The 22,895-nt window shown below is 74.1% G+C and carries 16 protein-coding genes; 15 read left to right on the forward strand and 1 reads right to left on the reverse strand.

All coding sequences use genetic code 11. The annotated features are described in order from the left end of the window. Positions 1 to 369 precede the first annotated feature (369 nt). The 15 genes from HS045_RS25895 (at position 370) to HS045_RS25965 (ending at position 22,183) form a co-directional block, all read left to right on the forward strand. The gene (locus HS045_RS25895; RefSeq protein WP_196454081.1) at positions 370 to 2,643 is read left to right on the forward strand and encodes a catalase; all 2,274 of its coding nucleotides are present in this window, start codon (positions 370 to 372) and stop codon (positions 2,641 to 2,643) included. A gap of 242 nt (positions 2,644 to 2,885) precedes the next feature. Beyond that, positions 2,886 to 3,653: an N-acetylmuramoyl-L-alanine amidase gene (locus HS045_RS36275; protein ID WP_196454082.1), complete on the forward strand. Its 768-nt coding sequence runs from the start codon at positions 2,886 to 2,888 to the stop codon at positions 3,651 to 3,653. 241 nt (positions 3,654 to 3,894) lie between these two features. After that, the gene (locus tag HS045_RS25905; protein WP_196454083.1) at positions 3,895 to 6,033 is read left to right on the forward strand and encodes a methylmalonyl-CoA mutase family protein; all 2,139 of its coding nucleotides are present in this window, start codon (positions 3,895 to 3,897) and stop codon (positions 6,031 to 6,033) included. Then, entirely contained in the window at positions 6,030 to 8,264 is a 2,235-nt protein-coding gene (gene scpA / locus HS045_RS25910) for a methylmalonyl-CoA mutase (protein ID WP_196454084.1), read from the forward strand. The genes HS045_RS25905 and scpA overlap by 4 nt, the downstream gene beginning before the upstream one ends. Further along, positions 8,254 to 9,231: a methylmalonyl Co-A mutase-associated GTPase MeaB gene (gene meaB / locus HS045_RS25915; RefSeq protein WP_196454085.1), complete on the forward strand. Its 978-nt coding sequence runs from the start codon at positions 8,254 to 8,256 to the stop codon at positions 9,229 to 9,231. The genes scpA and meaB overlap by 11 nt, the downstream gene beginning before the upstream one ends. 347 nt (positions 9,232 to 9,578) lie before the next feature. Further along, positions 9,579 to 10,949: a cytochrome P450 gene (locus tag HS045_RS25920; RefSeq protein WP_196454086.1), complete on the forward strand. Its 1,371-nt coding sequence runs from the start codon at positions 9,579 to 9,581 to the stop codon at positions 10,947 to 10,949. Next, positions 10,949 to 11,833, forward strand: a complete 885-nt coding sequence (locus HS045_RS25925) for a terpene synthase family protein (protein ID WP_230884822.1) — start codon at positions 10,949 to 10,951, stop codon at positions 11,831 to 11,833. Before HS045_RS25920 ends, HS045_RS25925 begins: the two co-directional genes overlap by 1 nt. After that, entirely contained in the window at positions 11,830 to 13,650 is a 1,821-nt protein-coding gene (locus HS045_RS25930) for a terpene cyclase/mutase family protein (RefSeq protein WP_307827719.1), read from the forward strand. The genes HS045_RS25925 and HS045_RS25930 overlap by 4 nt, the downstream gene beginning before the upstream one ends. A gap of 223 nt (positions 13,651 to 13,873) precedes the next feature. After that, positions 13,874 to 16,306, forward strand: coding sequence for a nitrate- and nitrite sensing domain-containing protein (locus HS045_RS25935; RefSeq protein ID WP_196454088.1), 2,433 nt, complete (start codon positions 13,874 to 13,876; stop codon positions 16,304 to 16,306). Between the two features lie 80 nt (positions 16,307 to 16,386). Further along, positions 16,387 to 16,812, forward strand: coding sequence for a roadblock/LC7 domain-containing protein (locus HS045_RS25940; protein WP_307827720.1), 426 nt, complete (start codon positions 16,387 to 16,389; stop codon positions 16,810 to 16,812). Further along, positions 16,812 to 17,198 (forward strand): DUF742 domain-containing protein, encoded by a 387-nt coding sequence (locus tag HS045_RS25945; protein ID WP_196454475.1) that lies wholly within the window; start codon positions 16,812 to 16,814, stop codon positions 17,196 to 17,198. Before HS045_RS25940 ends, HS045_RS25945 begins: the two co-directional genes overlap by 1 nt. Then, a complete protein-coding gene (locus HS045_RS25950) occupies positions 17,179 to 17,808 on the forward strand; it encodes an ATP/GTP-binding protein (RefSeq protein WP_196454090.1) in 630 nt (209 codons plus the stop codon). The genes HS045_RS25945 and HS045_RS25950 overlap by 20 nt, the downstream gene beginning before the upstream one ends. A gap of 117 nt (positions 17,809 to 17,925) precedes the next feature. Continuing rightward, positions 17,926 to 20,049 (forward strand): CehA/McbA family metallohydrolase, encoded by a 2,124-nt coding sequence (locus tag HS045_RS25955; RefSeq protein WP_196454091.1) that lies wholly within the window; start codon positions 17,926 to 17,928, stop codon positions 20,047 to 20,049. After that, positions 20,046 to 20,828: a polyphosphate kinase 2 family protein gene (locus tag HS045_RS25960; RefSeq protein WP_196454092.1), complete on the forward strand. Its 783-nt coding sequence runs from the start codon at positions 20,046 to 20,048 to the stop codon at positions 20,826 to 20,828. The genes HS045_RS25955 and HS045_RS25960 overlap by 4 nt, the downstream gene beginning before the upstream one ends. Before the next feature lie 152 nt (positions 20,829 to 20,980). Further along, positions 20,981 to 22,183: a hypothetical protein gene (locus HS045_RS25965; protein ID WP_196454093.1), complete on the forward strand. Its 1,203-nt coding sequence runs from the start codon at positions 20,981 to 20,983 to the stop codon at positions 22,181 to 22,183. Between the two features lie 91 nt (positions 22,184 to 22,274). On the opposite strand, the gene HS045_RS25970 is transcribed toward HS045_RS25965, so the two are convergent. Beyond that, positions 22,275 to 22,859, reverse strand: a complete 585-nt coding sequence (locus HS045_RS25970) for a hemerythrin domain-containing protein (RefSeq protein ID WP_230884823.1) — start codon at positions 22,857 to 22,859, stop codon at positions 22,275 to 22,277. Positions 22,860 to 22,895 lie beyond the last annotated feature (36 nt).

Here is a 22,895-nt window from a genome sequence, read left to right on the forward strand (position 1 = left end):
GGGCAAGGTAGCCCATACCGGTCCGGTACGGGAGTGGTCCGCAGGCGGAGGCGGCCGGGAGGACCGACCGCCTCCGCCCCTCTCCCGGCGGAGCGGTCGCAGCCGGGTGGGCGGCCGTCCGCCCGGCGTCCCCCGGCGTCCTCCGGAGCCGTGCCGCCGTGCCGCTGTGCCGCCTCCGCGATCAACCGGGGCCCACCGGTGGCGTCACGCGGTGCCCGGTCACCATGGGCGTACGTCTGACCTGGGTGTCTGTCGGCGTCCGGTACGGGCGCAGGGCCGCCGCCCGTCGGGACCGGCGGAGGTTTCACCTCCCTACCCACGGGTACGGCGCGCGGGTCCGCTCGTACGCTCGATGGAGGAATCCGCCGAATGGATGCCAGCAAGCCCGCCAAGGCGGTCAAGGACGCGGTGAAGAACGCCGCCGAGAAGGTGGCCGACTTCCTGACGCCGGAGGTCCCCGGCGCGCCGGGCAGCGCCCCGGCGACCGTCGAGGAGCCGACCGCGCCGCACGACCCGCTTCCGCCCAAGAAGGAGCAGGGCGCCCCCGCGACCGTCACGCCGACCGGGGCGGAGACCGGCGCGCCCGCCACGGCCAGGGGCCAGCAGGGCGCCTACCTCACCACCGCGCAGGGGGCGCGGCTGCGCGACACCGATCACTCGCTGAAGGCCGGCGAGCGCGGTCCGACCCTGCTGCAGGACCACCACCTGCGTGAGAAGATCACGCACTTCGACCACGAGCGCATCCCCGAGCGCGTCGTCCACGCCCGGGGCGCCGCGGCCCACGGCGTCTTCGAGGCGTACGGCACCGCCGAGACGGTGACCAGGGCGGGCTTCCTCAAGAAGGGGAGGAGGACCGACGTCTTCGTGCGGTTCTCCACCGTCCTCGGCTCCCGCGGGTCGGCCGACACGGTCCGCGACACCCGCGGCTTCGCGACGAAGTTCTACACCGACGAGGGCACCTTCGACCTCGTCGGCAACAACATCCCGGTCTTCTTCATCCAGGACGGCATCAAGTTCCCCGACGTCATCCACGCGGGCAAGCCGCATCCGGACCGGGAGATCCCCCAGGCGCAGAGCGCGCACGACACGTTCTGGGACTTCGTCTCCCTGCACACCGAGGCGCAGCACCACACCATGTGGAACATGTCCGACCGCGGGATTCCGCGGTCCTACCGGATGATGGAGGGCTTCGGCGTCCACACCTTCCGGCTGGTCAACGAGGCCGGGGAGACGGCGCTGGCCAAGTTCCACTGGAAGCCCAAGCTCGGCGTGCACTCCCTGACCTGGGAGGAGGCGCAGCTGCTCGGCGGCGTCGACCCCGACTTCCACCGCCGCGACCTCTACGACGCGATCGAGGCCGGTGCCTTCCCCGAGTGGGAGCTCGGCGTCCAGGTGTTCCCCGACACCCCGGACGAGACCTTCGAGGGCATCGACCTGCTCGACCCCACCAAGATCGTTCCGGAGGAGCTCGCGCCGGTGCAGCCGGTCGGCAGGATGACGCTCAACCGGACGCCCACGAACTTCTTCGCCGAGGTGGAGCAGGTCGCCTTCCACCCCGGCCACCTGCCGCCGGGCATCGACGTCACCAACGACCCGTTGCTGCAGGCGCGGCTGTTCTCCTACCTCGACACGCAGATCACCCGGCTGGGCGGTCCGAACTTCTCGCAGATCCCGGTCAACTGCCCGCACGCGGCGGTCAACGACATGCTCCGGGACGGCTTCCACCAGCACGCCGTGCACGCCGGGGTCGCGCCGTACCGGCCGAACTCCCTCGATGGCGGCAACCCGTCCGTCGCCGGAGAAGCCGAGAGCCCGTTCACCGACGTGCCGGTCGAGGTCGCGCGGGCGCGCAAGGTCCGCGCCAACCCGGTCTCCTTCGGCGACCACTACGGCCAGGTCCGCCTGTTCTGGCTGAGCATGTCGCCGGTGGAGAAGGAGCACATCATCCGCGCCTACACCTTCGAGCTGGGCAAGTGCTACGAGCAGGCGATCAAGGAGCGCCAGCTCCGCTGCCTGGCGAACATCGATCCCGTGCTCTGCCGGGAGGTCGCCGCCGGGCTGGGCCTCCCCGCGCCGGAGCCGTCCCGGCCGCTCGTCGAGCCGGCACCCAGCCCCGCGCTCTCCCAGGTGGGCGGGGAGTGGCCGGCCGACGGCCGCGTCGTCGGCATCGTCGTCGACGACTCCGCCCTCGACGACTCCGGCCTCGACGGCGTGCACGAACTGCGCACGGCGGTGTTCGCCGGCGGCATGGTGCCCCTGCTGATCGCCCCGCACGGCGGCGTGGTGGGGGGCATGCCCGTGCAGCGGACCTTCGCCACCGCCCGGTCGGTCGAGTTCGACGTGCTGCTGCTGGCCGCCGCGCCGTCGCCGGCGCCCGACGCCGTCCCCGCGCGCGACGCCAAGGCGGGCGCCGGCGACTCCGCCGCGGTGGATCCGCGGGTGACGCTCCTGATCGACGAGTGCTGGCGGCACGCGAAGGCGATCGGCGCCTGGGGCGGCGGGGCGACCGCGCTCGCGCACGCGGGGGTCACCGGTGCGCCGGGCGTCGTCCTGGGCGACTCCGCCACTGAGGTCTTCACCGAGGTGAAGCGGTTGATGGCCGCCCACCGGGTCTGGGAGCGGTTCCCCGCCTCGGTCGCCTGACCCCCCACCTCCACCCTCCGCCCGTCGCCTCCGGTTCTCCGCCCGCCGCCCCCGGGGGCCGGGCGGCGGCCGGGCCGAGAGGGCGTTTAGGCGTGCTCCTCGCGGAAAGGGAGTCGGGGCCCCATCCGGAGGCGTGCCGGGTCGGTGTCCGATCAGGGCCGATTCGTGAACCGCCCCATATCGCGCCGCACGACCCGTTACGCTCCGGTCATTCCCCCGACAACCGATCCCCTGGAGATTCCGTGGCCATCGACCTCGTCACCCGGCGCGAATGGGGTGCTCGTCAGCCGCGCGGTTCGTACACGCAGATCAGCTCCACCAGGGGCGTCAAGGTCCACTACACGGGCGGCCGGGTCGATCCCGGGATCGTCAACGACCACACCCGGTGCGTGGCCCTGGTGAAATCCATCCAGAACAGCCACATGGATGGAAACGGCTGGATGGACATCGGCTATTCGCTGGTGGTCTGTCCGCATCGGAAGGTGTTCGAAGGGCGGGGGCCCAAGCGCCTGCCCGCGGCGAACGGCTCCGGGCTGAACAACGCCCACTACGCCGTGCTCGGCCTGGTCGGCTCCTCCGGCCTGGTCCAGCCCACCGACAACATCCTGCACGGCATCCTCGACGCCGTCGAGTACCTCCGGGAGCGCGGCGGCGCGGGCCGGGAGATCAAGGGCCACCGTGACGGCTACGCGACCTCCTGCCCCGGCGAGCCGCTCTACGCCTGGGTGCGGCGCGGCGCCCCCCGGCCCGGCGGCGCCCCCGACCCGCCCGAGCCGCACCCCTCGTTCCCCGGCCGGACGCTCAGGTACCCGCCGGTCATGGCCGGCGAGGACGTCCGCGCCTGGCAGCAGCAGATGCGCAAGCGCGGCTGGGCCGTCGAGGTCGACGGCCTGTACGGCGCGCGGTCCCGGGACGCGTGCCGGGCCTTCCAGGAGGAGAAGGGCCTGGCCGTCACCGGCGCGGTCGACCGCCTCACCTGGAACGCGACCTGGCAGGAACCGATCACCTGATCGCCTGATCACTTGATCGCCGCCCGGACCGCCCGGACCGCCCGGTCGCGGGTCGCTCCGCCGCCCGGGCCGGGGCGGCGGGTGGTCCCGCATCGGCCGGCGCGCCCGGCACGACCGGGCCTCCCCACTGCGGGAGCACGCCCCGGCGACTGCTCCGGCGGCTGCCTGCGGCCGCCGCGCGGACGCGCCCGGTGGGACCCTGAGAGGGCATGGAGGCAAGCGACGGCTTACTATCCCCTGCATGACCGTCCCACCTGAGGAGCTCCGGCCGGCCCTGCGGTCGGCAGCGGACCTCCCGCCGCCCACGCGTGACGAGTGGCGGGAGCTGGCGCTCGGGGTCCTGCGCAAGTCCGGGGTCGAGGCGTCCTCCCCGGAGGAGGCGCTGGCCTCGACGACCTACGACGGCGTGACCGTCGCGCCCCTGTACGACGCCGCCGACCTGCCCGGCGACCCCGGCCTGCCGGGAGCCGCCCCCTACCTGCGGGGCCCGCGCCCGGTGCGCGGCGGCTGGGACGTCCGGCAGCGGCACGAGGCCGCCGATCCCGAGGCGGTCCTCGCCGACCTGGAGAACGGCGTCACCTCCCTCTGGCTCGCCCTGCCCCCCGAGGACCTGCCGCGGGTGCTGGAGCGGGTCCACCTGGAGCTGATCTCGGTCGTCCTGGAGGCGGGCGAGCGGACCGGCGCGGCGGCCGAGGCGCTGCTGGCGATCGCGGCGCGGCGGGCGGCGGCGGGCTCGGCGGCGCCGGGCCTCACCGGCAACCTCGGCGCCGACCCCCTGGGGCTGCGCGCCCGCACCGGAAGCACGGCGCGCCCGCGAACCACCCCCGCGGATGGCGGTGCGGAGGGCGGCGCGGAGGGCCCGGCGGACGCCCGGACGGGTCCCCGGACGGACGCGGCGACGGGCCCCGCGACGGAGGAGGCCGTCGCGCTGGCCCGCCGGTGCGCCGCGGACTTCCCCGGGCTGCGGGCGCTGGTGGTGGACGCGACGCCGTACCACGACGCGGGCGGGAGCGACGCCGAGGAGCTGGGCTGCTCGCTGGCGACCGGGGTGGCCTACCTGCGGGCGCTGACCGGCGGCGGGCTGGGCCTGGAGCAGGCGTTCGGGCAGCTGGAGTTCCGCTACGCGGCCACGGCCGACCAGTTCCTCACGGTCGCCAAGTTCCGCGCCGCCCGGCGCCTATGGGCGCGGGTGGCCGAGGCGTGCGGGGCGGGCCCGGCGCCCGATCCGGCCGACCCGGGGCGTCCGCTGGCCGCGCAGCTGCAGCACGCGGTGACCTCCTCGGTCATGATGACCGCCCGCGACCCGTGGGTGAACATGCTCCGCACCACCCTGGCCTGCTTCGCCGCCGGGATCGGCGGCGCCGACGCGGTGACCGTGCAGCCGTTCGACGCCCGGCTGGGCCTGCCGGACGGCTTCGCCCGCCGTATCGCGCGCAACACCCACGCGCTGCTGGTGGAGGAGGCGCACGTGGCCCGGGTGACCGACCCGGCCGGCGGCTCCTTCTACGTCGAGCGGCTCACCGCCGACCTGGCGGAGCGGGCCTGGGCGTGGTTCCAGGAGATCGAGCGCGCCGGCGGCATGGCGCGGGCGCTGGAGTCCGGCCTGGTCGCCGACCGGCTGGCCGTCACCCGGGAGCGGCGCGCGGCGAACATCGCCCGCCGCCGGGACCCGATCACCGGGGTCAGCGAGTTCCCGAACCTGGACGAGCGGCTCCCGCGGCGACCGCCCCGGCCCGCCGCGCCCGGAACGTGCGGCGCAGCCGTCCCCGGGACGGCCGGTGCCGCCGCGCCTGCCGCATCCGGGGCGGCCGAGCCCGGGACGACCGCCCCGGCCGGCGCCGTCGCCGCCGGGGGGCTGCCGGTCGTGTACCGCGCCGGGGAGTTCGAGGCGCTGCGCGACCTGGCCGACGCCCAGCCGGTCCGCCCGGTCGTCTTCCTGGCCACGATCGGCCCGGTGGCCGCGTACACCGCGCGCGCCTCGTTCGCCGCCAACCTGTTCCAGGCGGGCGGCCTGGCCACCGTCGCCTGCGGGCCGCTGACCGACCCCGGCGAGATCGCCGCCGCGTTCACCGCGAGCGGCGCGCGGATCGCCTGCCTGTGCTCCAGCGACCGGCTGTACGGCGAGCACGCCGAGGCGGTCGCCGCCGCGCTGGCCGGGGCGGGGGCGGCGCGGATCCGGCTGGCCGGCCGGGGCTCCTACCCGAACGTGGACGGCACCGTGTACGCCGGGTGCGACGCCCTGGCCGTCCTCCGCGAGACCTTCGACGACCTGGGGGTGGGCCGGGCCGCCGACGGCGGTCCGGCGGGCTCCGGCGCCCCGGACCCGGCCGCCGGCGGCGCCCCCGCGGCGGTCCCCGACGAGCAGGGAGAGGCCCGATGACGATTCCCGACTTCTCGACGATCGCCCTGACGGGCGGGGCCGCGGCGCGGGGCGGAGCCCCGGACGGGAGCCCGGCCGAGGGTCCGGCCGAGGGCGCGGCCGGCGGGCCGGACCCGGCCGCCTGGGCGCAGGCCGTACGGCGGGCGACCGGGCGGGCGCCCGCCGACCTGGTGTGGCAGACCCCGGAGGGCATCGCGGTCAAGCCGCTCTACACCGCCGCCGACACCGCCGGCCTGGACTTCCCGCACACCTATCCGGGGATCGCGCCGTACCTGCGCGGGCCGTACCCGACGATGTACGTCAACCAGCCGTGGACCATCCGGCAGTACGCCGGGTTCTCCACCGCCGAGGAGTCCAACGCCTTCTACCGGCGCAACCTGGCCGCCGGGCAGAAGGGCCTGTCGGTCGCCTTCGACCTGGCCACCCACCGCGGCTACGACTCCGACCATCCGCGGGTGGCCGGCGACGTCGGCATGGCGGGCGTGGCGATCGACTCGATCTACGACATGCGGCAGCTGTTCGACGGGATCCCGCTGGACCGGATGAGCGTGTCGATGACCATGAACGGCGCGGTGCTGCCGGTCCTGGCGCTGTACATCGTGGCCGCCGAGGAGCAGGGGGTGGAGCCGGAGCAGCTGGCCGGGACCATCCAGAACGACATCCTCAAGGAGTTCATGGTCCGCAACACCTACATCTACCCGCCGGCGCCGTCGATGCGGATCATCTCCGACATCTTCGCCTACACCAGCGAGAGGATGCCGAAGTTCAACTCGATCTCGATCTCCGGCTACCACATCCAGGAGGCCGGGGCCACCTGCGACCTGGAGCTGGCCTACACCCTGGCCGACGGCGTGGAGTACCTGCGCGCCGGGGTGGCGGCCGGGCTGGACGTCGACCGGTTCGCGCCGCGGCTGTCCTTCTTCTGGTGCATCGGCATGAACTTCTTCATGGAGGTCGCCAAGCTCCGGGCCGCCCGGCTGCTGTGGGCGCGGCTGGTGGAGGGCTTCGGCGCGAAGAACCCCAAGTCGCTGTCCCTGCGCACCCACGCGCAGACCTCGGGCTGGTCGCTGACCGCCCAGGACGTGTTCAACAACGTCGTGCGCACCTGCGTGGAGGCGATGGCCGCCACCCAGGGCCACACCCAGTCGCTGCACACCAACGCGCTGGACGAGGCGCTGGCCCTGCCGAGCGACTTCTCCGCGCGGATCGCCCGCAACACCCAGCTGCTGCTGCAGCAGGAGTCGGGCACCTGCCGGGTGATCGACCCGTGGGGCGGCTCCTACTACGTCGAGCGGCTCACCCACGAGCTGGCCGAGCGGGCGTGGGGGCACATCCGGGAGGTCGAGGAGGCCGGGGGGATGGCGAAGGCGATCGACGCCGGGCTGCCCAAGCTCCGCATCGAGGAGGCCGCGGCCCGCACCCAGGCGCGCATCGACTCCGGGCGGCAGCCGGTCATCGGCGTCAACACCTACCGCCCGGACGCCGACGAGCCGATCGAGGTGCTCAAGGTCGACAACACCGCCGTGCGCGCCAGCCAGCTGGACAAGCTGCGCCGGCTGCGCGCCGAGCGCGACCCGCGGGCGGTGGAGGACGCGCTCGCCGCGTTGACGGCGGGCGCGGCCGGGGACGCCAACCTGCTGGAGCTGGCCGTGCGGGCGGCGCGGGCCAAGGCGACGGTCGGGGAGATCTCCGACGCGCTGGAGAAGGTGTTCGGCCGCCACGCCGGGCAGGTCCGCACGATCTCCGGGGTGTACCGCGAGGAGGTGGGTTCCGGCGTGGAGGCCGTGCGGGCCGCGTGCGCCGCGTTCGCGAAGGCGGAGGGGCGCCGGCCGCGCATCCTGGTCGCCAAGATGGGCCAGGACGGCCACGACCGCGGGCAGAAGGTGATCGCCACCGCGTTCGCCGACCTCGGCTTCGACGTGGACGTCGGCCCGCTGTTCCAGACGCCCGAGGAGGTCGCCCGGCAGGCGGTCGAGGCCGACGTGCACGTGGTCGGCGTCTCCTCGCTGGCGGCAGGGCACCTGACGCTGGTGCCCGCGCTGCGGGCGGCCCTGGCGGAGCTGGACGCCGCCGACGTCATGATCGTGGTCGGAGGCGTCATCCCGCCCGGCGACGTCGACGAGCTGCGGGCCGCCGGCGCCTCGGCGGTCTTCCCGCCGGGCACCGTCATCGCCGACGCCGCGCTGACCCTGCTGGAGGACCTGTCGGCCCGGCTCGGCCATGCGTCTTGACGACTACCTCCACGGGGTGCGGTCCGGCTCGCGGCGCTGGATCGGCCGGGCCGTCACCCTCGTGGAGTCCACCCGGGCCGATCACCGGGAGCTGGCGCAGCGGCTGCTGGTCGAGCTGACGCCGCTGGCCGGCAAGGCCCGCAGGATCGGCGTCTCCGGGGTGCCCGGCGTCGGCAAGTCCACCTTCATCGACGCGCTCGGCACCCATCTGACCGGGCGGGGCCACCGGGTGGCGGTGCTCGCCGTCGACCCGTCGTCCACCCGGACCGGCGGGAGCGTGCTCGGCGACAAGACGCGGATGGCCCGGCTGGCCGCCGACGAGAACGCCTTCATCCGCCCCTCGCCGACCTCCGGGACGCTGGGCGGGGTGGCCAAGGCGACCCGCGAGGCCATGGTCGTCGTGGAGGCGGCCGGCTACGACGTCGTGCTCGTGGAGACCGTGGGCGTCGGCCAGTCGGAGACCGCCGTGGCCGACATGGTGGACACCTTCCTGCTGCTGGCGCTCGCCAGGACCGGGGATGGGCTCCAGGGGATCAAGAAGGGCGTGCTGGAGCTGGCCGACGTGATCGCGGTCAACAAGGCCGACGGCCCGCACGAGCAGGACGCCCGCAGGGCCGCCCGGGAACTGGCCGGGGCGCTGCGGCTGCTCCGCTCCGAGCGCGCGGTCCCCGTGCTGACCTGCAGCGGGCTGACCGGGGCCGGTCTGGAGGAGCTCTGGCGGCGGCTGGCCGTCCACCGGGACGCCCTGGAGGCGTCGGGGGAGCTCGCCGACCGGCGGCGGCGCCAGCAGGTCGGCTGGACGTGGGCCCTGGTCACCGACCGCCTCCTGCGGAGGCTGCACGACCACCCGGGCGTGTCGGCCGTCGCGGGGGAGGTCGAGCGCGCGGTCCTGGACGGCTCCCTCACCCCGGCGCTGGCCGCCGACCGCATCCTGGAGGCCTTCGCCCAGGACGGTCCCCGGCCCTGACCGTGGAAGGATCGTCACTTTCCGTGACGTCCGGGGGCCGGGGCCGGCCGTCAATTAAGGCGCTTCCGTTAATTCGTGGTTAACGCCGTGGTTCTCCCTGTCGGTTGAGATTTCTGGGCGGATGCGAACTTGATCAACCGTAGTCGATCATGTGATACTTCGTCCCGAGAATTACGAATGTCGTGATGTGGTCCGCTGTGAATGTGTAGCCTCCGGAAGAAGGAGGACGGCGAGCCGGGGCCGGCCGATCCGTGTCCGACCGCCGACCGCCGGGCGCCGTCTGCGCACCTGATGTCGCCGTGCCGCCGCGCACCGCGGATCCTCGTCGCGCAGGTGGGAGACAGGCAGTGCCGATCGATGTGGACGCCGGGCCTTCCCGGCGGGTGAGGTCCGTTCCGATGCGCCGGGCGCTGCCGAGGCTGGTGCGCGACCCGGTGAGCGCGCTGGCGGAGTTCGCGCGGGAGGCCGGGGGAGAGGTCGTCCGGCTGGACCTGGGGCCGTTCCGGCCGTACCTGGTCACCCATCCTGACCACGTCCAGCAGGTGCTCCGCACGGAGTGGACGAACTACCAGCGGGAGGGCGTGTTCTGGAAGCCTCTGGGGCGCATGCTCGGCAGCAGCATCCTCGGTGAGGGCGAGCCCTGGACGTCCAGCAGGAAGGCGCTGCAGCCGCTGTTCACCTCCCGGTACGTCGCCCGGATCGCCGACGAGATGGCCGCGACGATCAACGAGCGGGTCGGGGAGCTGGCCGGGTACGCCCGCGCCGGCCGGCCGATCGACGCCGCCCGGGAGATGAAGGACATCGTCAACCAGGCCGTCGTCCGGGTGCTCTTCGGAGACAAGATCAGCCGGGCGGACGGAGAGCGCCTCGCCCCCGCCTACGACACCGCGGCGGGTTCGATCGGCCTCCGGCTGCTCATGCCGTTCATCCCGTACGCGGTGCGCGTGCCCGGCGACCGCGCCTTCATGGAGGCCGTCAAGACGGTCGACGACGTGGTCTTCCCCCTGATCCGCGCGGCGCGGGCCGATCCCGGTGACGGGACGGACGTCATCTCCGCCCTGTGCCGGAACCGCGGGGAGGAGGTCGGCGACCGGCAGATCCGCGACGACCTGGTCAGCGTGTACGGCGCGGCGTCGGAGACCACGGCGATGACCCTCACCTGGCTGTGGCCGCTGCTGGACGCCCACCCGGAGGTGGCGGCGAGGCTGCGCGGGGAGATCGAGAGCGTGGTCGGCCCGGACCCCGTCGCGCCGGAGCACGTCCCCGGACTGGGCTACACGCGGATGGTCCTGCAGGAGCTCATGCGGCTGTACCCGGCGGGCTGGATCTTCCCGCGGATGGCGATGGAGGACGGGGTGATCGGCGGAGTGCGGATCAAGGCGGGCTCACAGCTGCTGATCACCCCCTACGCCACCCACCGGCTGGACGCGTTCTGGGAGCGGCCGCTGGAGTTCGACCCCGACCGGTTCCTGCCGGAGAGGCAGGAGCGCCGGCACCGGTACGCCTACTTCCCCTTCGGCGGCGGCCCGCACCAGTGCCTGGGACAGCACCTGTTCTACGTCGAGGCGCCCCTGCTGGTGGCCGCCATCCTGAGCCGGTTCCGCACCGCCGTGCGGAGCCCGGGGCCGTTCACCCCCGCCCGGAGCGCGTCCCTGCGCCCCGAGCAGAAGATCGAGCTGGACCTGACCGAGGTCGTCTCCGCCCGGGGAGGCGCGTGATGGCGGCCCGTTCCGGCCCCGGGGACCGGGTGGCGGCGGTGGAGAGCGGGGCGGTCTGCGCCGTCGCGGGGCGCTCCCAGCGGGAGATGCGCGAATGGGCGCAGGCGTATCCGGACCTGTTCTCCGCCAAGCCGTTCGACGCCGCCCTGTACAGCACGCTCTCGCTCGCCATGGCCTTCAGCGGGCCGTGGCTCACCGCCGAGCAGCTGCGCATGGCCAACAAGGCCACCCTGTGGGCGTTCGGGCTGGACTGGCTCGTCGACTACGTCGCGGCCTCGCCGCAGGAGGCCGAGGAGATCGCCCGGCGGTGCCGGGAGGTCGCCGGCGGGGCTCCGCCGGCCGACGGCGACGACCTGGCCCGCATGCTCGCCGACATCCGGGACGAGCTCGCCTCCCGCCCCGCCTTCGCCGAGCTCGGGCCGGTCTGGCGGGACGAGCTGGAGCGCATGCTGGACGGGATGCTCACCGAGTGGCGCTGGAAGGCGGGCAAGTCCGTCCCGACGTTCGAGGAGTATCTCGGCAACGCCGACAACCTCGGTTTCTCCTTCGTCTTCGCCGCCCACTGGATCCACGTCTCGGACGGGGGGCCGGTGGCGGACGCCGACCGGGTGCGGGAGGCGGGCCACGCCGTGCAGCGGGTCATCCGCCTCCTCAACGACCTGGGCACCTACGAGCGGGACGTCGCCTGGGGCGACCTCAACGCCCTGCTGCTCGACGTGGACCGCGCCGAGGTGGAGCGGCGGGTCGCCGCGCTCGCGGCCCGGAGCCGGGAACTGATCGGGCCGCTGCGGGACGCCCAGCCGGGACTGGCGGGCTACCTGGAGCGGCAGATGGACTTCTGCGCCGGGTTCTACCGGGTGGGCGACTACTGGGGGACCCTGTGAGCGTCGACGTGAACACGGGGACGGCCCGGCGACGGGCGACGGGCGGCGGCGCGGGGACACCCGATCCGGTCGCCGAGGCCGGCGAGCTGGTCGCCGGGCTCCTGACCCGGCCGTGGGGGCGGGTGTCCCCGTCGGTCTACGAGACCGGGCGCGTGGTGAGCCTCGCCCCCTGGCTGGCCGGCCACGCCGAACGGGTCGGCTTCCTGCTCGCCGCCCAGCGGGCGGACGGGGCCTGGGGCCGTCCCGAGGGCGGGTACGCGCTCGTCCCGACGCTGAGCGCGGCCGAGGCGCTCCTGGCGGAGCTGCGGCGCCCGTCCCCCTGCGCGGACCCGGTCGTGCTGGCCGGGGCCGTCCGGCGGGGACTGGGGGCGGCCCGGCGCTGGTCGGGCCCGGACGGGCCGCCGCTGCCCGACATGCCGGCGATCGAGCTGATCGTGCCCGCCCTGGTCTCCCTGATCGACGGCCACCTGGCGGAGGGCCACCCGCCGGACGGGCTCCCGGCCGGCGCGGACCCAAAGGGCGCGGACCTGGACGGCGCGGACCTGGACGGCGAGGGTCCCGGTCTTCCCGCGGGCGTGGACGGATCCAGGCTCTCCGCGGTCCGGGCGCGGCTGCGGGCGGGCGGACGGGTCCCGCGCAAGCTGGTCCACGCACTGGAGATCGCGGGCCCCGCGGCGACCGCGGCGGAGATCGTCCCCACTCCGGCCGGCCCGGGTCTGGCGTCCGTCGGAGCCTCGCCCGCGGCCGGCGCGGCGTGGCTGGGCGCGGTGCGGCCCTCCGCCGAGGACCCCCGGCGGCTCCGGGAGGCGGCCGAGGTTCGGCGCTACCTGGAGGCGGTCGTGGAGGACTCCGGCGGGCCCGTGCCGTGCGCGATCCCCATCACCGTGTTCGAGCGGGGCTGGGTGCTGAGCTGGCTGCGCCGGGCCGGCGTGCCGGTGGACGTCCCGGCGGAGCTGACGGCGAGCCTGCGGGACGGGCTGGGGCCGGAGGGCGTCGCCGCGGGACCGGGCCTGCCGGAGGACGCGGACACCACCTCCGTCGCGCTGTACGCGCTGGCCCTGCTCGGCGAGCCGCGCGAGCCGGACGGGCTCTGGCCGTACGAGCTGGAGGCGCACTTCTGCACCTGGCAGGGGGAGGAGGGCTTCTCCCCGACGACGAACGCGCACGTGCTCGACGCCTTCGGCGCCCACCTGCGCGCGACCGGCCACCTGCGCGCGACCGCCCGCGTCCCCGCCGGAAGGGGCGCGCCCGCCGCGCCCGCCGGGTTCTCCGCGGCCCCCCTCCCCGCATCGGGCCGCCCGGTCCCGTCGGGCTTCCCCGCGGAGCGTTACGCGGCCGCGGCGCGCAAGGTCTCCGCGCGGCTGCGCGGCTGCCAGAGCGAGGAGGGCGGCTGGCGGGACCGCTGGCACGCCTCGCCGTACTACGCCACGGCCTGCTGCGCGCTCGCGTTGCACGAGTTCGGCGGCGCGGAGTCGGCGGGGGCGGTGGAGCGGGCCGTGCGCTGGGTGCTGGCCGGCCAGCACCCGGACGGGTCCTGGGGACGGTGGGAGGGCACGGCCGAGGAGACCGCCTACGCGCTGCAGACCCTCCTGCTGACCCTGCCGGAGGGCGGGGGCGCGCCCGCCGGGACGGTGGAGGCGGTCGAGCGCGGACGCCGCTTCCTGGCGGACGCCGCGGACGGGGACGAGGGGCCCCGGCTCTGGCACGACAAGGACCTGTACTTCCCGGCGGCGATCGTCCGGGCGGCCGTCCTGGGCGCGCTGCACCTGGCCGGGGAGTTCCTGGTCTCGGGACGAATCTCCGCAAGGCGGTCATGACAGATGTTATGATGAATATTTACCGTTGGCAGTTAGGGCAACAAAAGGGACAGACGGTCGTATGTGTCCGGGGCTGCCTTGAGTGTAATTACCGACGTTGCTATGGTTCGGCGGGTGCGATGGGCGGTGCCCCACCACGTCGGTCATGCGGCCTCTGTGGATTCACGCGTCCATCGCCGCCGAATGCAATGTGATTTCTTTTCATTTCCCCCAGGGTGGTGCCATGCGCTTGCGCAATGCGCGTTTGCGGACCAAGGTCACAGCGCTGCTGGTGTCGCTCGCGGCCCTCTGGGCGTTCACCGCATGGGTCACCGTCCGTGACGGTCTGAACATGCTGGGCGTGGCCACGCTGAACTCCGGCGTGGCCGAGCCGAGCGAACGGCTCCTGGTCGAGCTGCAGGCCGAGCGGCGGCTCACCGTGATCATGCTGGGAGACCCCGGCGGCGGCGTCCGGCAGCGCGAGGCGCTGGGAGCCCAGCGCCGGCGCACCGACGCGGCCGGGGCGGACCTGCGCGAGCGCTCGTCCTCCTTCACCGTGGGGCTGACGGCCAGCGACGAGCTCGTCCGGCGGATCGACGGGGTCCTGCGGCGGCTGGACGGTCTGGGCGCGGTCCGCCGGGCGATCGACGGCGGCAGGCTGGACCGGTTCCGGAGCGCGGAGACGCTCACCGGCGTCATCGACGGGATCCGGCGCGTCTACGACGCCATGGCGGTCCTGGACGACGAGGAGATCGCCAAGAGCACCCGTACGCTCATCGACCTGACGGACGCCGCGGAGATCCGGGCGCAGGAGGACGCCCTGGCCGTGGGCGCCCTGACGGCGGGGCGGTTCACCGAGGACGAGCGCGTCCGGTTCACCCAGATCGTCGGCGCCCAGCGCTTCCTCACCGCCCAGGCGGTGGCCGAACTGCCCGCCGCCGCGCAGGAGGAGTACCGGCGGCTGGTCGGCGGCGAGCACTTCACCCGGCTGCGCGCGATGGAGGACCGGCTGATCCAGGGCCGGCAGGCGGGAGCGGCGGACCGGGTCGACGCCGGGCAGTGGACCGCCTCCGCGCAGCGCGTGCAGGCGGAGCTGTGGCAGTTCGTGCTGAGGGCCGGAGACCGGCTGGTCGAGCAGTCCGCTCCGGTCGCCACCGGCGTCATCGTACGGCTCGCGCTCGCCGGCGGCCTGGGGCTCATCGCCGTCATCGCCTCGGTGGTCCTGTCCATCACCACGGCCCGCGCCCTGATCCAGCAGCTGGAGAAGCTGCGGGCCGCCGCCTGGGAGCTGGCCGACAAGCGGCTGCCCGGCGTGGTGGACCGGATCGGCCACGGGGAGGAGGTGGACGTCGCGGCCGAGGCCCCGCCGCTGCGGTTCGGCGACGACCAGATCGGGCAGGTCGGCCAGGCGTTCAACGCCGTCCAGCGGACCGCGATCGAGGTCGCGGTCGAGCAGGCCCAGCTCCGGCGCGACATCGCCGACATCCTGCGCAACCTCGCCCGCCGGACCCAGGGCCTCGTGCACCGCCAGCTGAGCGTCCTGGACACCATGGAACGGCGCGAGCAGGACCCGCAGGAGCTGCGCGACCTGTTCCGGCTGGACCACCTGGCGACCCGCATGCGCCGCTACGCGGAGAACCTCCTCGTCCTGGCCGGGGCCGCCCCGGGCCGCGCCTGGCGGGACTCGGTCCCCCTGCTCGACGTGGTGCGCGGAGCGCTGGCGGAGATCGAGGACTACACCCGGGTCGACGTGCTCCCCATGGGGGAGGCGTCGCTGGACGGACGGGCCGTCGGCGACGTCATCCACCTCGTCGCCGAGCTGGTCGAGAACGCGGCGTCCTTCTCCCCGCCCTACACGACGGTGAAGGTCGGCGGGCACAGCGTGGCGCACGGCTACGCCATCGAGATCGAGGACCGGGGCCTGGGCATGAGCGAGGAGGACATCGCCTCCGCCAACGAGCGGATCGCCAACCCGCCCGAGCTCAAGCTGGCGGGCAACGCCCGGCTGGGCCTGTACGTCGTCAGCAGGCTGGCCGAGCGGCACGGCATCCGGGTGACGTTCAAGGCCTCGCCGTACGGCGGCACCACCGTCGTGGTGCTGATCCCGCAGGAACTGATCGGCCGGGACGCTCACGCCCCCGAGGACGCGGGGGGCGTGACCGTTCCGGCCGCCCGGAGCGTCCCGGCCGTCCGGGCGGGGGCGATCCCCCAGGCCCGTGCCGAGAACTCCGGCCCGGCCGGTGCGGTCGTCGCCGTGGCGCCCGCGCGGGAGGCCGCCCCGTCGGAGACCCCGGCCTCCCCGGCCTCCCCGGACCCGGCGGGAGCGCCGGGAGCGCCGGGAGCAGAGACCGTCTCCGGGCGGACGGACGCCGGGGCGGGCGCGACCCTCTCCGGATCGTCCTCGCCCTCGATCCTGCCGCCGCCGGACACCAGCCACACCCCGGGCGGCCTGCCGCGCCGGGTCCCCCAGACCCACCTCGCCGTGCCGCTGCGCGAGGACGACCCGCTCCCGGAGCAGCCCGCCGAGGACCCCGGACAAGACGACGGGCGTTCCCCCGAGGAGATCCGCGCCGCCTTCTCCTCCTTCCAGGCGGGAACGCGCCGGGGCCGGTCCGACGCCGCGCAGCTGCTCGCCGGGGACGGCGGTTCCGCGGACGGCGACCGGCCGCCCGTGTGATCCCCGCGACGACCGTGATCCACGCGTGCCCGCGGGCTCCGGAGGCCGGAGCCCGAACGGCGAAGAGAGGACGACAAGTGGTGCAGGGAACAGGATCCGTCACCGACCTGGCCTGGTTGCTGGACGACCTGGTCACACGCGTGGCCGGGGCGGAGAACGGCATCGTCTTCTCCACCGACGGCCTGCTCATGGCCGCCTCGGCGGGGCTGGGCCCGGCCGACGCCGAGCACCTGGCCGCGGTGGGGTCGGCGATCCAGAGCCTGGGCAGGGGGGTCAGCGACCGGGTGGGCGGCGGAGCGGTGCGCCAGACCATCATCGAGATGCGCTCGGCCTACCTCCTCGTCTCCGCGGCCGGGCAGGGCGCCTGCCTGGCGGTGCTCTGCACGCACGAGGCCGACGTCGGCCTGGTCGCCTACGAGATGGCCATGCTCGTCACCCGCGTCGGCCAGTACCTCACCTCACCCGCCCGGACGGCGGGCGCCCCGGCCAAGGGCGACGCCGCGTGATGGGTCCCCGCGACGAGCACCCCGACGTCCAGTGGGTCGGCGACGAGGCGGGCCCGATCGTCCGGCCGTACGTCCTCACCCGGGGCCGGACCGAACCGGCCCGCGGCCGGTTCGACCTCATCACGCTGGCGGTGACCCTCCGCCCCGCCGTGCCGGGGGAGACGGAGCTGGGACCGGAGTGCCTGGCCATCGTGCGGCTCTGCCTCCAGCCGCAGTCGGTGGCGGAGATCGCCGCGCACGTCAACCTGCCGGCGGGCACCGTCCGCGTGCTGCTCGGCGACCTGCTCGACCAGGGCTACATCACCCTGCAGGAACCCCAGATGGAGACGGACATGAACGACGAGAGGCTGTACCGGGCGGTGCTGGATGGACTCCGTGCGCTCTAGCCGCGACGCCGGGCGGGCCGTGCTGCCCAAGGCGATCAAGATCCTGGTCGCGGGCGGGTTCGGGGCGGGCAAGACCACCCTGGTCGGCGCGGTCTCCGAGATCGAGCCGCTGCGCACCGAGGAGACGCTGACCGACCGGGGCGTCGGGATCGACGACCTGTCCGGCGTGGAGGGCAAGGGCACCACGACCGTCGCGATGGACTTCGGCCGCATCACCATCGGCGACGCCTACCGGCTCTACCTGTTCGGCACCCCCGGCCAGGAGCGGTTCTGGTTCCTCTGGGACGAGCTGGCGCTCGGTGCGATGGGCGCGGTCGTGCTGGCCGACACCCGCAGGCTGGCCGACTGCTTCCCCTCGCTGGACTACTTCGAGCGGCGGGACACGCCCTTCATCGTCGCGGTGAACTGCTTCGACGGCGCCCGCCGCTACGACCTGGACGAGGTGCGGCTCGGGCTGACCCTCCCCGAGGACGTCCCGATCGTGCTCGGGGACGCGCGCCGGCGGCAGTCGGGCAAGGAGATCCTGATCACCCTGGTGGAGCACGCGATGAAGGTCCGCCTCGGCCGCGCCGAGGCCGCCGGTCCGGGGAGGCTGGAGCCCACCCGGTAGAGACATCCGTCCACCCGGGTGGGATGAACCACCTCCTCGGGAGGACGCGCTCCTGACGGCCCGTGCTCGCCGTGTCACGATTGCGGAGATCACGATGAATCCGTCCGAGGAGCATGCATGTGCGACGATCCCGCTCTCCCTCCGGCGGTGGCCGGGGCGCTGGAGGACTACCGGGCGCTGCTGGCCGCGCACGGGGTCACCTGGGGCGAGGACCCGATCTTCTACGTCATGTCGATGGCCACCGACGCCTACCTCATGGGGCCGCGCGACTTCTGGGGCGTCTGCCACCGGAAGGTCGCCGAACGCCACCCGGACGCCGACCCCCGCGAGCTGGAGGACCACCTCGTCGAGCTCGACATGGCCGAGGTGGTCAGGGACGTCCTCGCCGGAGAGGTGCTGGAGAACCTGGCGGCGCTCCGCCTCACCGCCGACGGGGCGGTGCTGGAGGCCAAGGCGCAGGCCGTACTGGACGGACGGCCGCTGGAGACGACGCTGCTCGTCGACTCCGCCCGCACCGGGCCCGCGACCGTGGTGGTGGGCGGACGCGCGTACGAGGTCGCCCCGGGCGGCGCGCTGCTGATCCCGATCACCTCCGCCGTCGAGGTCGCCGCCGACGGGTCGCCGGTGGACCTGTCCCCGCTGACCCGCCCCGCGGCCACCGCCCGCCTGCGGCTGCGCGCGGGCATGCCGTGCCGGTGGAGCGTGTACGGCGAGCACGGCCAGGGCTGGTACCCGGCCGGGGCCCCGCACCGGCGCGACGCCCACGTGCGCCCCTACTTCCACGGCGACGACCTGGTGCTGGACGTGCCCGCCGAGCCGCTCACCGTCCGGGTGGCCCGCGGCATGGAGTACGGCTCCGCGGAGGCGGCGGTCACCCCGGTCGCCGGGGAGGAGACGCTGGTCGAGCTGGCGCCCGAGCGGCTGCACGACGCCGCGGCCCGGGGCTGGTACGGCGGGGACATGCACGTCCACCTCAACTGGGCCGGGGACATGGTCGGCACCCCGGCGCTGGCCGCGGCCATGCAGCACGGCGAGGACCTGCACGTGCTCAACCTGGTCGCCGGGAACGTCTCCTCGGCGCGGGTCTACGACGCCGAGGCGCTGGAGCACTGGGCGGGCGAGGACCTGCCGTGGTCGGACGCCGCCCACCTGGCCCGGCTCGGCGTCGAGTACCGCAACGACCTGCTCGGCCACTTCTACGCCTTCGCCCCGGCCGGCCCGCCGTCCCGCTTCCACACCGGCTTCCTGGGCACCGCCGACTGGCCGCCCAACAGCGCGGCCTGCCGGGAGTTGCGGGCGCTGGGCGCGGTCACCGGCTACAGCCACCCCTTCCACGCCCCGGTCTCCGAGACCGACGGCCCGGAGGCGGTCCTGCTCCGCCGGCGCAACTGCTCCTCGCGGGAGATCGTCGCCGACGCGGCGCTCGGCCTGGTCGACGCCCTCGACGTGCTCAACCACTCTTCGGTCGAGGGGACCGCCCTCGTCTACCGGCGCCTGCTCGGAGCCGGCAACCGGCTGGCGGTCACCGCCGGGACCGACTCCATGATCTCCTTCGCCCGCCGGGGCTGCCAGTCCAGCCCGCCGGGGTGGGCGCGGGTGTACGCCCGGGTGGAGGGGCCGCTCACCGCCGAGTCGTTCGCCGAGGCGATCCGGCGGGGCCGGACCTTCGGCACCACCGGGCCGTGGCTGGAGCTGTCGGTGGACGGGCACGGGCCGGGCGACGCCCTGGACCTGCCGGCCGGGGCCCGGGTGACGGTGACGGCCAGGGCGGTCGGGCCGGAGGTGGAGCGGCTGGAGCTCCGCACCGCCGACGGGGTGATCGCCGTAGGACCCGGCGGAGGTGTGACGGTCGCGGGACCCGGTGGAGGTGTGACGGTCGCGGGACCCGGCGGTGCGCCGGGGGGCGCACCGGTCACCGAGGTGACCGCGGAGCTGGTCGTGACCGAACCGACGTACGTGGTCGCGGTCGCCTCCGGTGGGCCGCACGAGCGCAGTTTCCACCCCACCGGCGTGCACGCCCACACCAGCCCGGTCCACCTGGACGTGGACGGCCGCCGGGTGGCCCGGCCCGAGGACGTCCGCTGGTGCCTGGAGTGGCTGGACGGCCTGGAGGCGATGGTCCGCGAGGAGGGCCGGTTCGAGAGCGCCGGGCAGCTCGCCGACCACCTGGCCCTGTACGACCGGGCCCGCGAGGTGTACCGGAGCCGCCTGCACCGGGGCGTGCGAGGCTGGGAGGCATGAACCGACTGGCTGAGATCGACCTGTCCCGGAGACTGCACAAGAAGGAGGCGTCCGAGCGGCTCGACGCCGCGCTGCACCGCCTGCTGAGGCTGCGCCTCATGCTCGGCGGGCAGATCGGCGACAAACGCGTCGGCCCGCCGCTCTGCGTCGTGTTCGAGGGCTGGGACGCCTCCGGCAAGGGCGGCGCGATCAAGCGCCTGGTCCGCCCGCTCGACCCGCGGCACGTGCGGGTCGCCCAGTTCGCGGCCCCGACCTACGACGAGAAGCGCCACCACTTCCTCTGGCGGTTCTGGCCGGTCCTGCCGGGCTGGGGCGGCATGGCGGTGCTCGACCGGTCCTGGTACGGGCGGGTGCTGGTGGAGCGGGTGGAGGGCTTCGCCACCGAGGAGCAGTGGCGGCGGGCCTACGGCGAGATCGTGGAGTTCGAGCGGACCCTCGCCGCCGAGGGCATGATCCTCGTCAAGTTCTGGATGCACGTCTCGGAGGAGGAGCAGCTCCGCCGCTTCCAGGACCGGGCCGACGACCCGCTGCGCGCCTGGAAGCTCACCCCCGAGGACTGGCGCAACCGGGAGAAGCGCGCGCAGTACGAGATCGCGGTCGAGGAGATGCTGGAGCGCACCGACCACCCCGACGGCCCCTGGCACGTCGTGCCCGGCGACGACAAGCGCCTGGCCCGGGTCACGGTCGTGGAGACGGTGTGCGCGGCGGTCGAGACCGCGCTGGCGGCCCGCGGCTACGACCTGAGCGACCCCGCCCCCGGCTCGACCGGAGAGGACTGATCGGAGGAACGCGCGGTTGACGATGATTTTTCCTGCCGCGGCCAGGGGCGAGGGACGGTCCGGGGAAGGTGGCGGATGAGGCCGGGTTGCTCCGCGGAACGAGCGGGTAAGGCAGCCGATCCACGCCACGGCCACCGAACGAGGAGAGGCGAATGTCCTTCAATCCGTTGCAGGAGCGGGGAATCCCGCTGGACCGGCAGCTGCGCAACTGGCGTGAGCTGAACGTCGACCCGATCGACCCCGACCACTCCGATCCCTACACCCGGTGCCGCGTCATCGCGATGAACGGCATCGAGGTCGAGGCGGTCATGTTCAGCCACCACTTCGCCCGGCACTGCCCGGACCCGCTGATCAAGCAGCAGCTGGCCGAGGTCCGCTACATCGAGGCCCAGCAGCAGAAGGTCGTCAACTGGCTGCTGCCGGGCCTGGCCTCGGTGCTGGAGACCACGCTCGCCTACGAGCAGGTCGCGGTGGACCTGACCGCCTGGGTCGCGCGGATGGAGCCGGACCCCTACCTCAAGCAGGCCTACCAGTTCGGCGTGCTGGAGGACTTCGACCACCTGTACCGCTACGCCAACCTGTTCGAGATGATCGAGCACCGCAAGGCGGAGAGGATCGTCGACGGGCTGACCGAGGTCATGCCCGGCCGCCCCACCTATCTGCACCACCGCCATCCGATCGACAACGTGCGCGCGCCGTACGACAGGAGCGTCACCGAGCCGATCTCGAAGCTGCACGCGCTGACGATCATGGCGGCCGAGCAGCAGACCATGAACTTCTACATGAACGTCGGCCCGACCTACATGGAGCCGATCGCCCGCCAGCTCTACCAGGAGATCGGGCTCATCGAGGAGGAGCACGTCACCCACTACGAGTCCCTGGTGGACCCGGGGGAGACGTGGTGGGAGATGCTGCTCAACCACGAGTACAACGAGTGCTACCTGTACCACTCGTTCATGGAGACCGAGTCCGACCCGAAGGTGAAGGCCGTCTGGGAGCTCCATCTCAACATGGAGCTGGAGCACCTGCGCATCGCCGCCGAGCTGTTCAAGAGGAACGACGGCCGCGACCCCGAGGCGGTCGTGGCCCCGTACCTGCCGGCGCCGGTGACCTTCGAGCCGAACAAGGAGTACGTGCGCGAGCTGCTGGCCACGCAGATCGACCACACCACGATCGGCACCGGCTACGTGCAGGAGATGCACGAGCGGTTCGAGAAGCTGCAGGAGTCCATCCACGGCGGGGAGAAGCCGCCGAGCGAGCTCGTCATCGACGAGAACCGCGCCAAGTCCGGCCGGGAGTACCGCCACCAGACGGAGGGCGAGCACCCGGTCCCCAGCCTCCGCGGCATCAGCTAGGCGTCGGTCGCGGGCGCCCTCCCGGCGCCCGCACGCCGTACGGCCCGTACCCCTTCACCCGGGGTGCGGGCCGTACGGCGTGCGGGGCGGCTCAGCCGTCCTTGCCCATCGCGTTGCGGACGGCGTCGCGGACCCGGTCCATCATCGCGACCGGGGTGCCCACCAGCAGGTTCTTGGTCGCCGACTCGACCCCCGGGTGGGGATGGGTGGGGGCCATCGCCTCGGCGGCCTTCAGCCCGGCGGCCATCGCCCGGCGCTCGGTCTGGCTGGTGCGGGCGCGCAGCTGGGTGAACTCGTAGCGCTCCTCGCTCCTGGCGTGGGCGAGCACGGAGGCCCGCAGCACGGCCAGGTTCGTCAGGAACCGGGAGTCCTCGGGGCCCGCCTTGTCCATCGCCATCAGCAGCTTCTTGGCCTCGTGCTCCTCGGCCAGGCGGTCGTCGACCACCGCGTCCCCGCCCTCCAGCTTGCGGCGGGCGTAGGGGTGCACGATCTCCTCCTCGGCGGTCTCGTGCACGGCCAGCATGCGGACCAGTCGCTGGAAGGCGTCGGCCCGTTCGGCGCCGGTCGCCCTCTCTACCTCGTCGAACAGGTCCCTGATCAGCGCGTGCTGCCGGATCAGCAGATCGATGACGTCGTTCTCCTGCATCAGTTCGGGCACCGTCCGGTGCTCTGTCATGTCGTTCTCCCTTCGTGTACCGGTGGCCTACCCGGG

The sequence above is a fragment of the Planomonospora sp. ID82291 genome (assembly GCF_015711645.1).
Taxonomy (GTDB): Bacteria; Actinomycetota; Actinomycetes; order Streptosporangiales; family Streptosporangiaceae; genus Planomonospora.

What these genes read in the sequence shown, in the direction of transcription:
- HS045_RS25895 (WP_196454081.1), top strand. Translation starts at nt 370, where the DNA reads ATGGATGCCAGCAAGCCCGCCAAGGCGGTCAAGGACGCGGTGAAGAAC.
- HS045_RS25905 (WP_196454083.1), top strand. Translation starts at nt 3,895, where the DNA reads ATGACCGTCCCACCTGAGGAGCTCCGGCCGGCCCTGCGGTCGGCAGCG.
- scpA (WP_196454084.1), top strand. Translation starts at nt 6,030, where the DNA reads ATGACGATTCCCGACTTCTCGACGATCGCCCTGACGGGCGGGGCCGCG.
- meaB (WP_196454085.1), top strand. Translation starts at nt 8,254, where the DNA reads ATGCGTCTTGACGACTACCTCCACGGGGTGCGGTCCGGCTCGCGGCGC.
- HS045_RS25925 (WP_230884822.1), top strand. Translation starts at nt 10,949, where the DNA reads ATGGCGGCCCGTTCCGGCCCCGGGGACCGGGTGGCGGCGGTGGAGAGC.
- HS045_RS25935 (WP_196454088.1), top strand. Translation starts at nt 13,874, where the DNA reads ATGCGCTTGCGCAATGCGCGTTTGCGGACCAAGGTCACAGCGCTGCTG.
- HS045_RS25945 (WP_196454475.1), top strand. Translation starts at nt 16,812, where the DNA reads ATGGGTCCCCGCGACGAGCACCCCGACGTCCAGTGGGTCGGCGACGAG.
- HS045_RS25950 (WP_196454090.1), top strand. Translation starts at nt 17,179, where the DNA reads ATGGACTCCGTGCGCTCTAGCCGCGACGCCGGGCGGGCCGTGCTGCCC.
- HS045_RS25955 (WP_196454091.1), top strand. Translation starts at nt 17,926, where the DNA reads ATGTGCGACGATCCCGCTCTCCCTCCGGCGGTGGCCGGGGCGCTGGAG.
- HS045_RS25960 (WP_196454092.1), top strand. Translation starts at nt 20,046, where the DNA reads ATGAACCGACTGGCTGAGATCGACCTGTCCCGGAGACTGCACAAGAAG.
- HS045_RS25965 (WP_196454093.1), top strand. Translation starts at nt 20,981, where the DNA reads ATGTCCTTCAATCCGTTGCAGGAGCGGGGAATCCCGCTGGACCGGCAG.
- HS045_RS25970 (WP_230884823.1), bottom strand. Translation starts at nt 22,859, where the DNA reads ATGACAGAGCACCGGACGGTGCCCGAACTGATGCAGGAGAACGACGTC.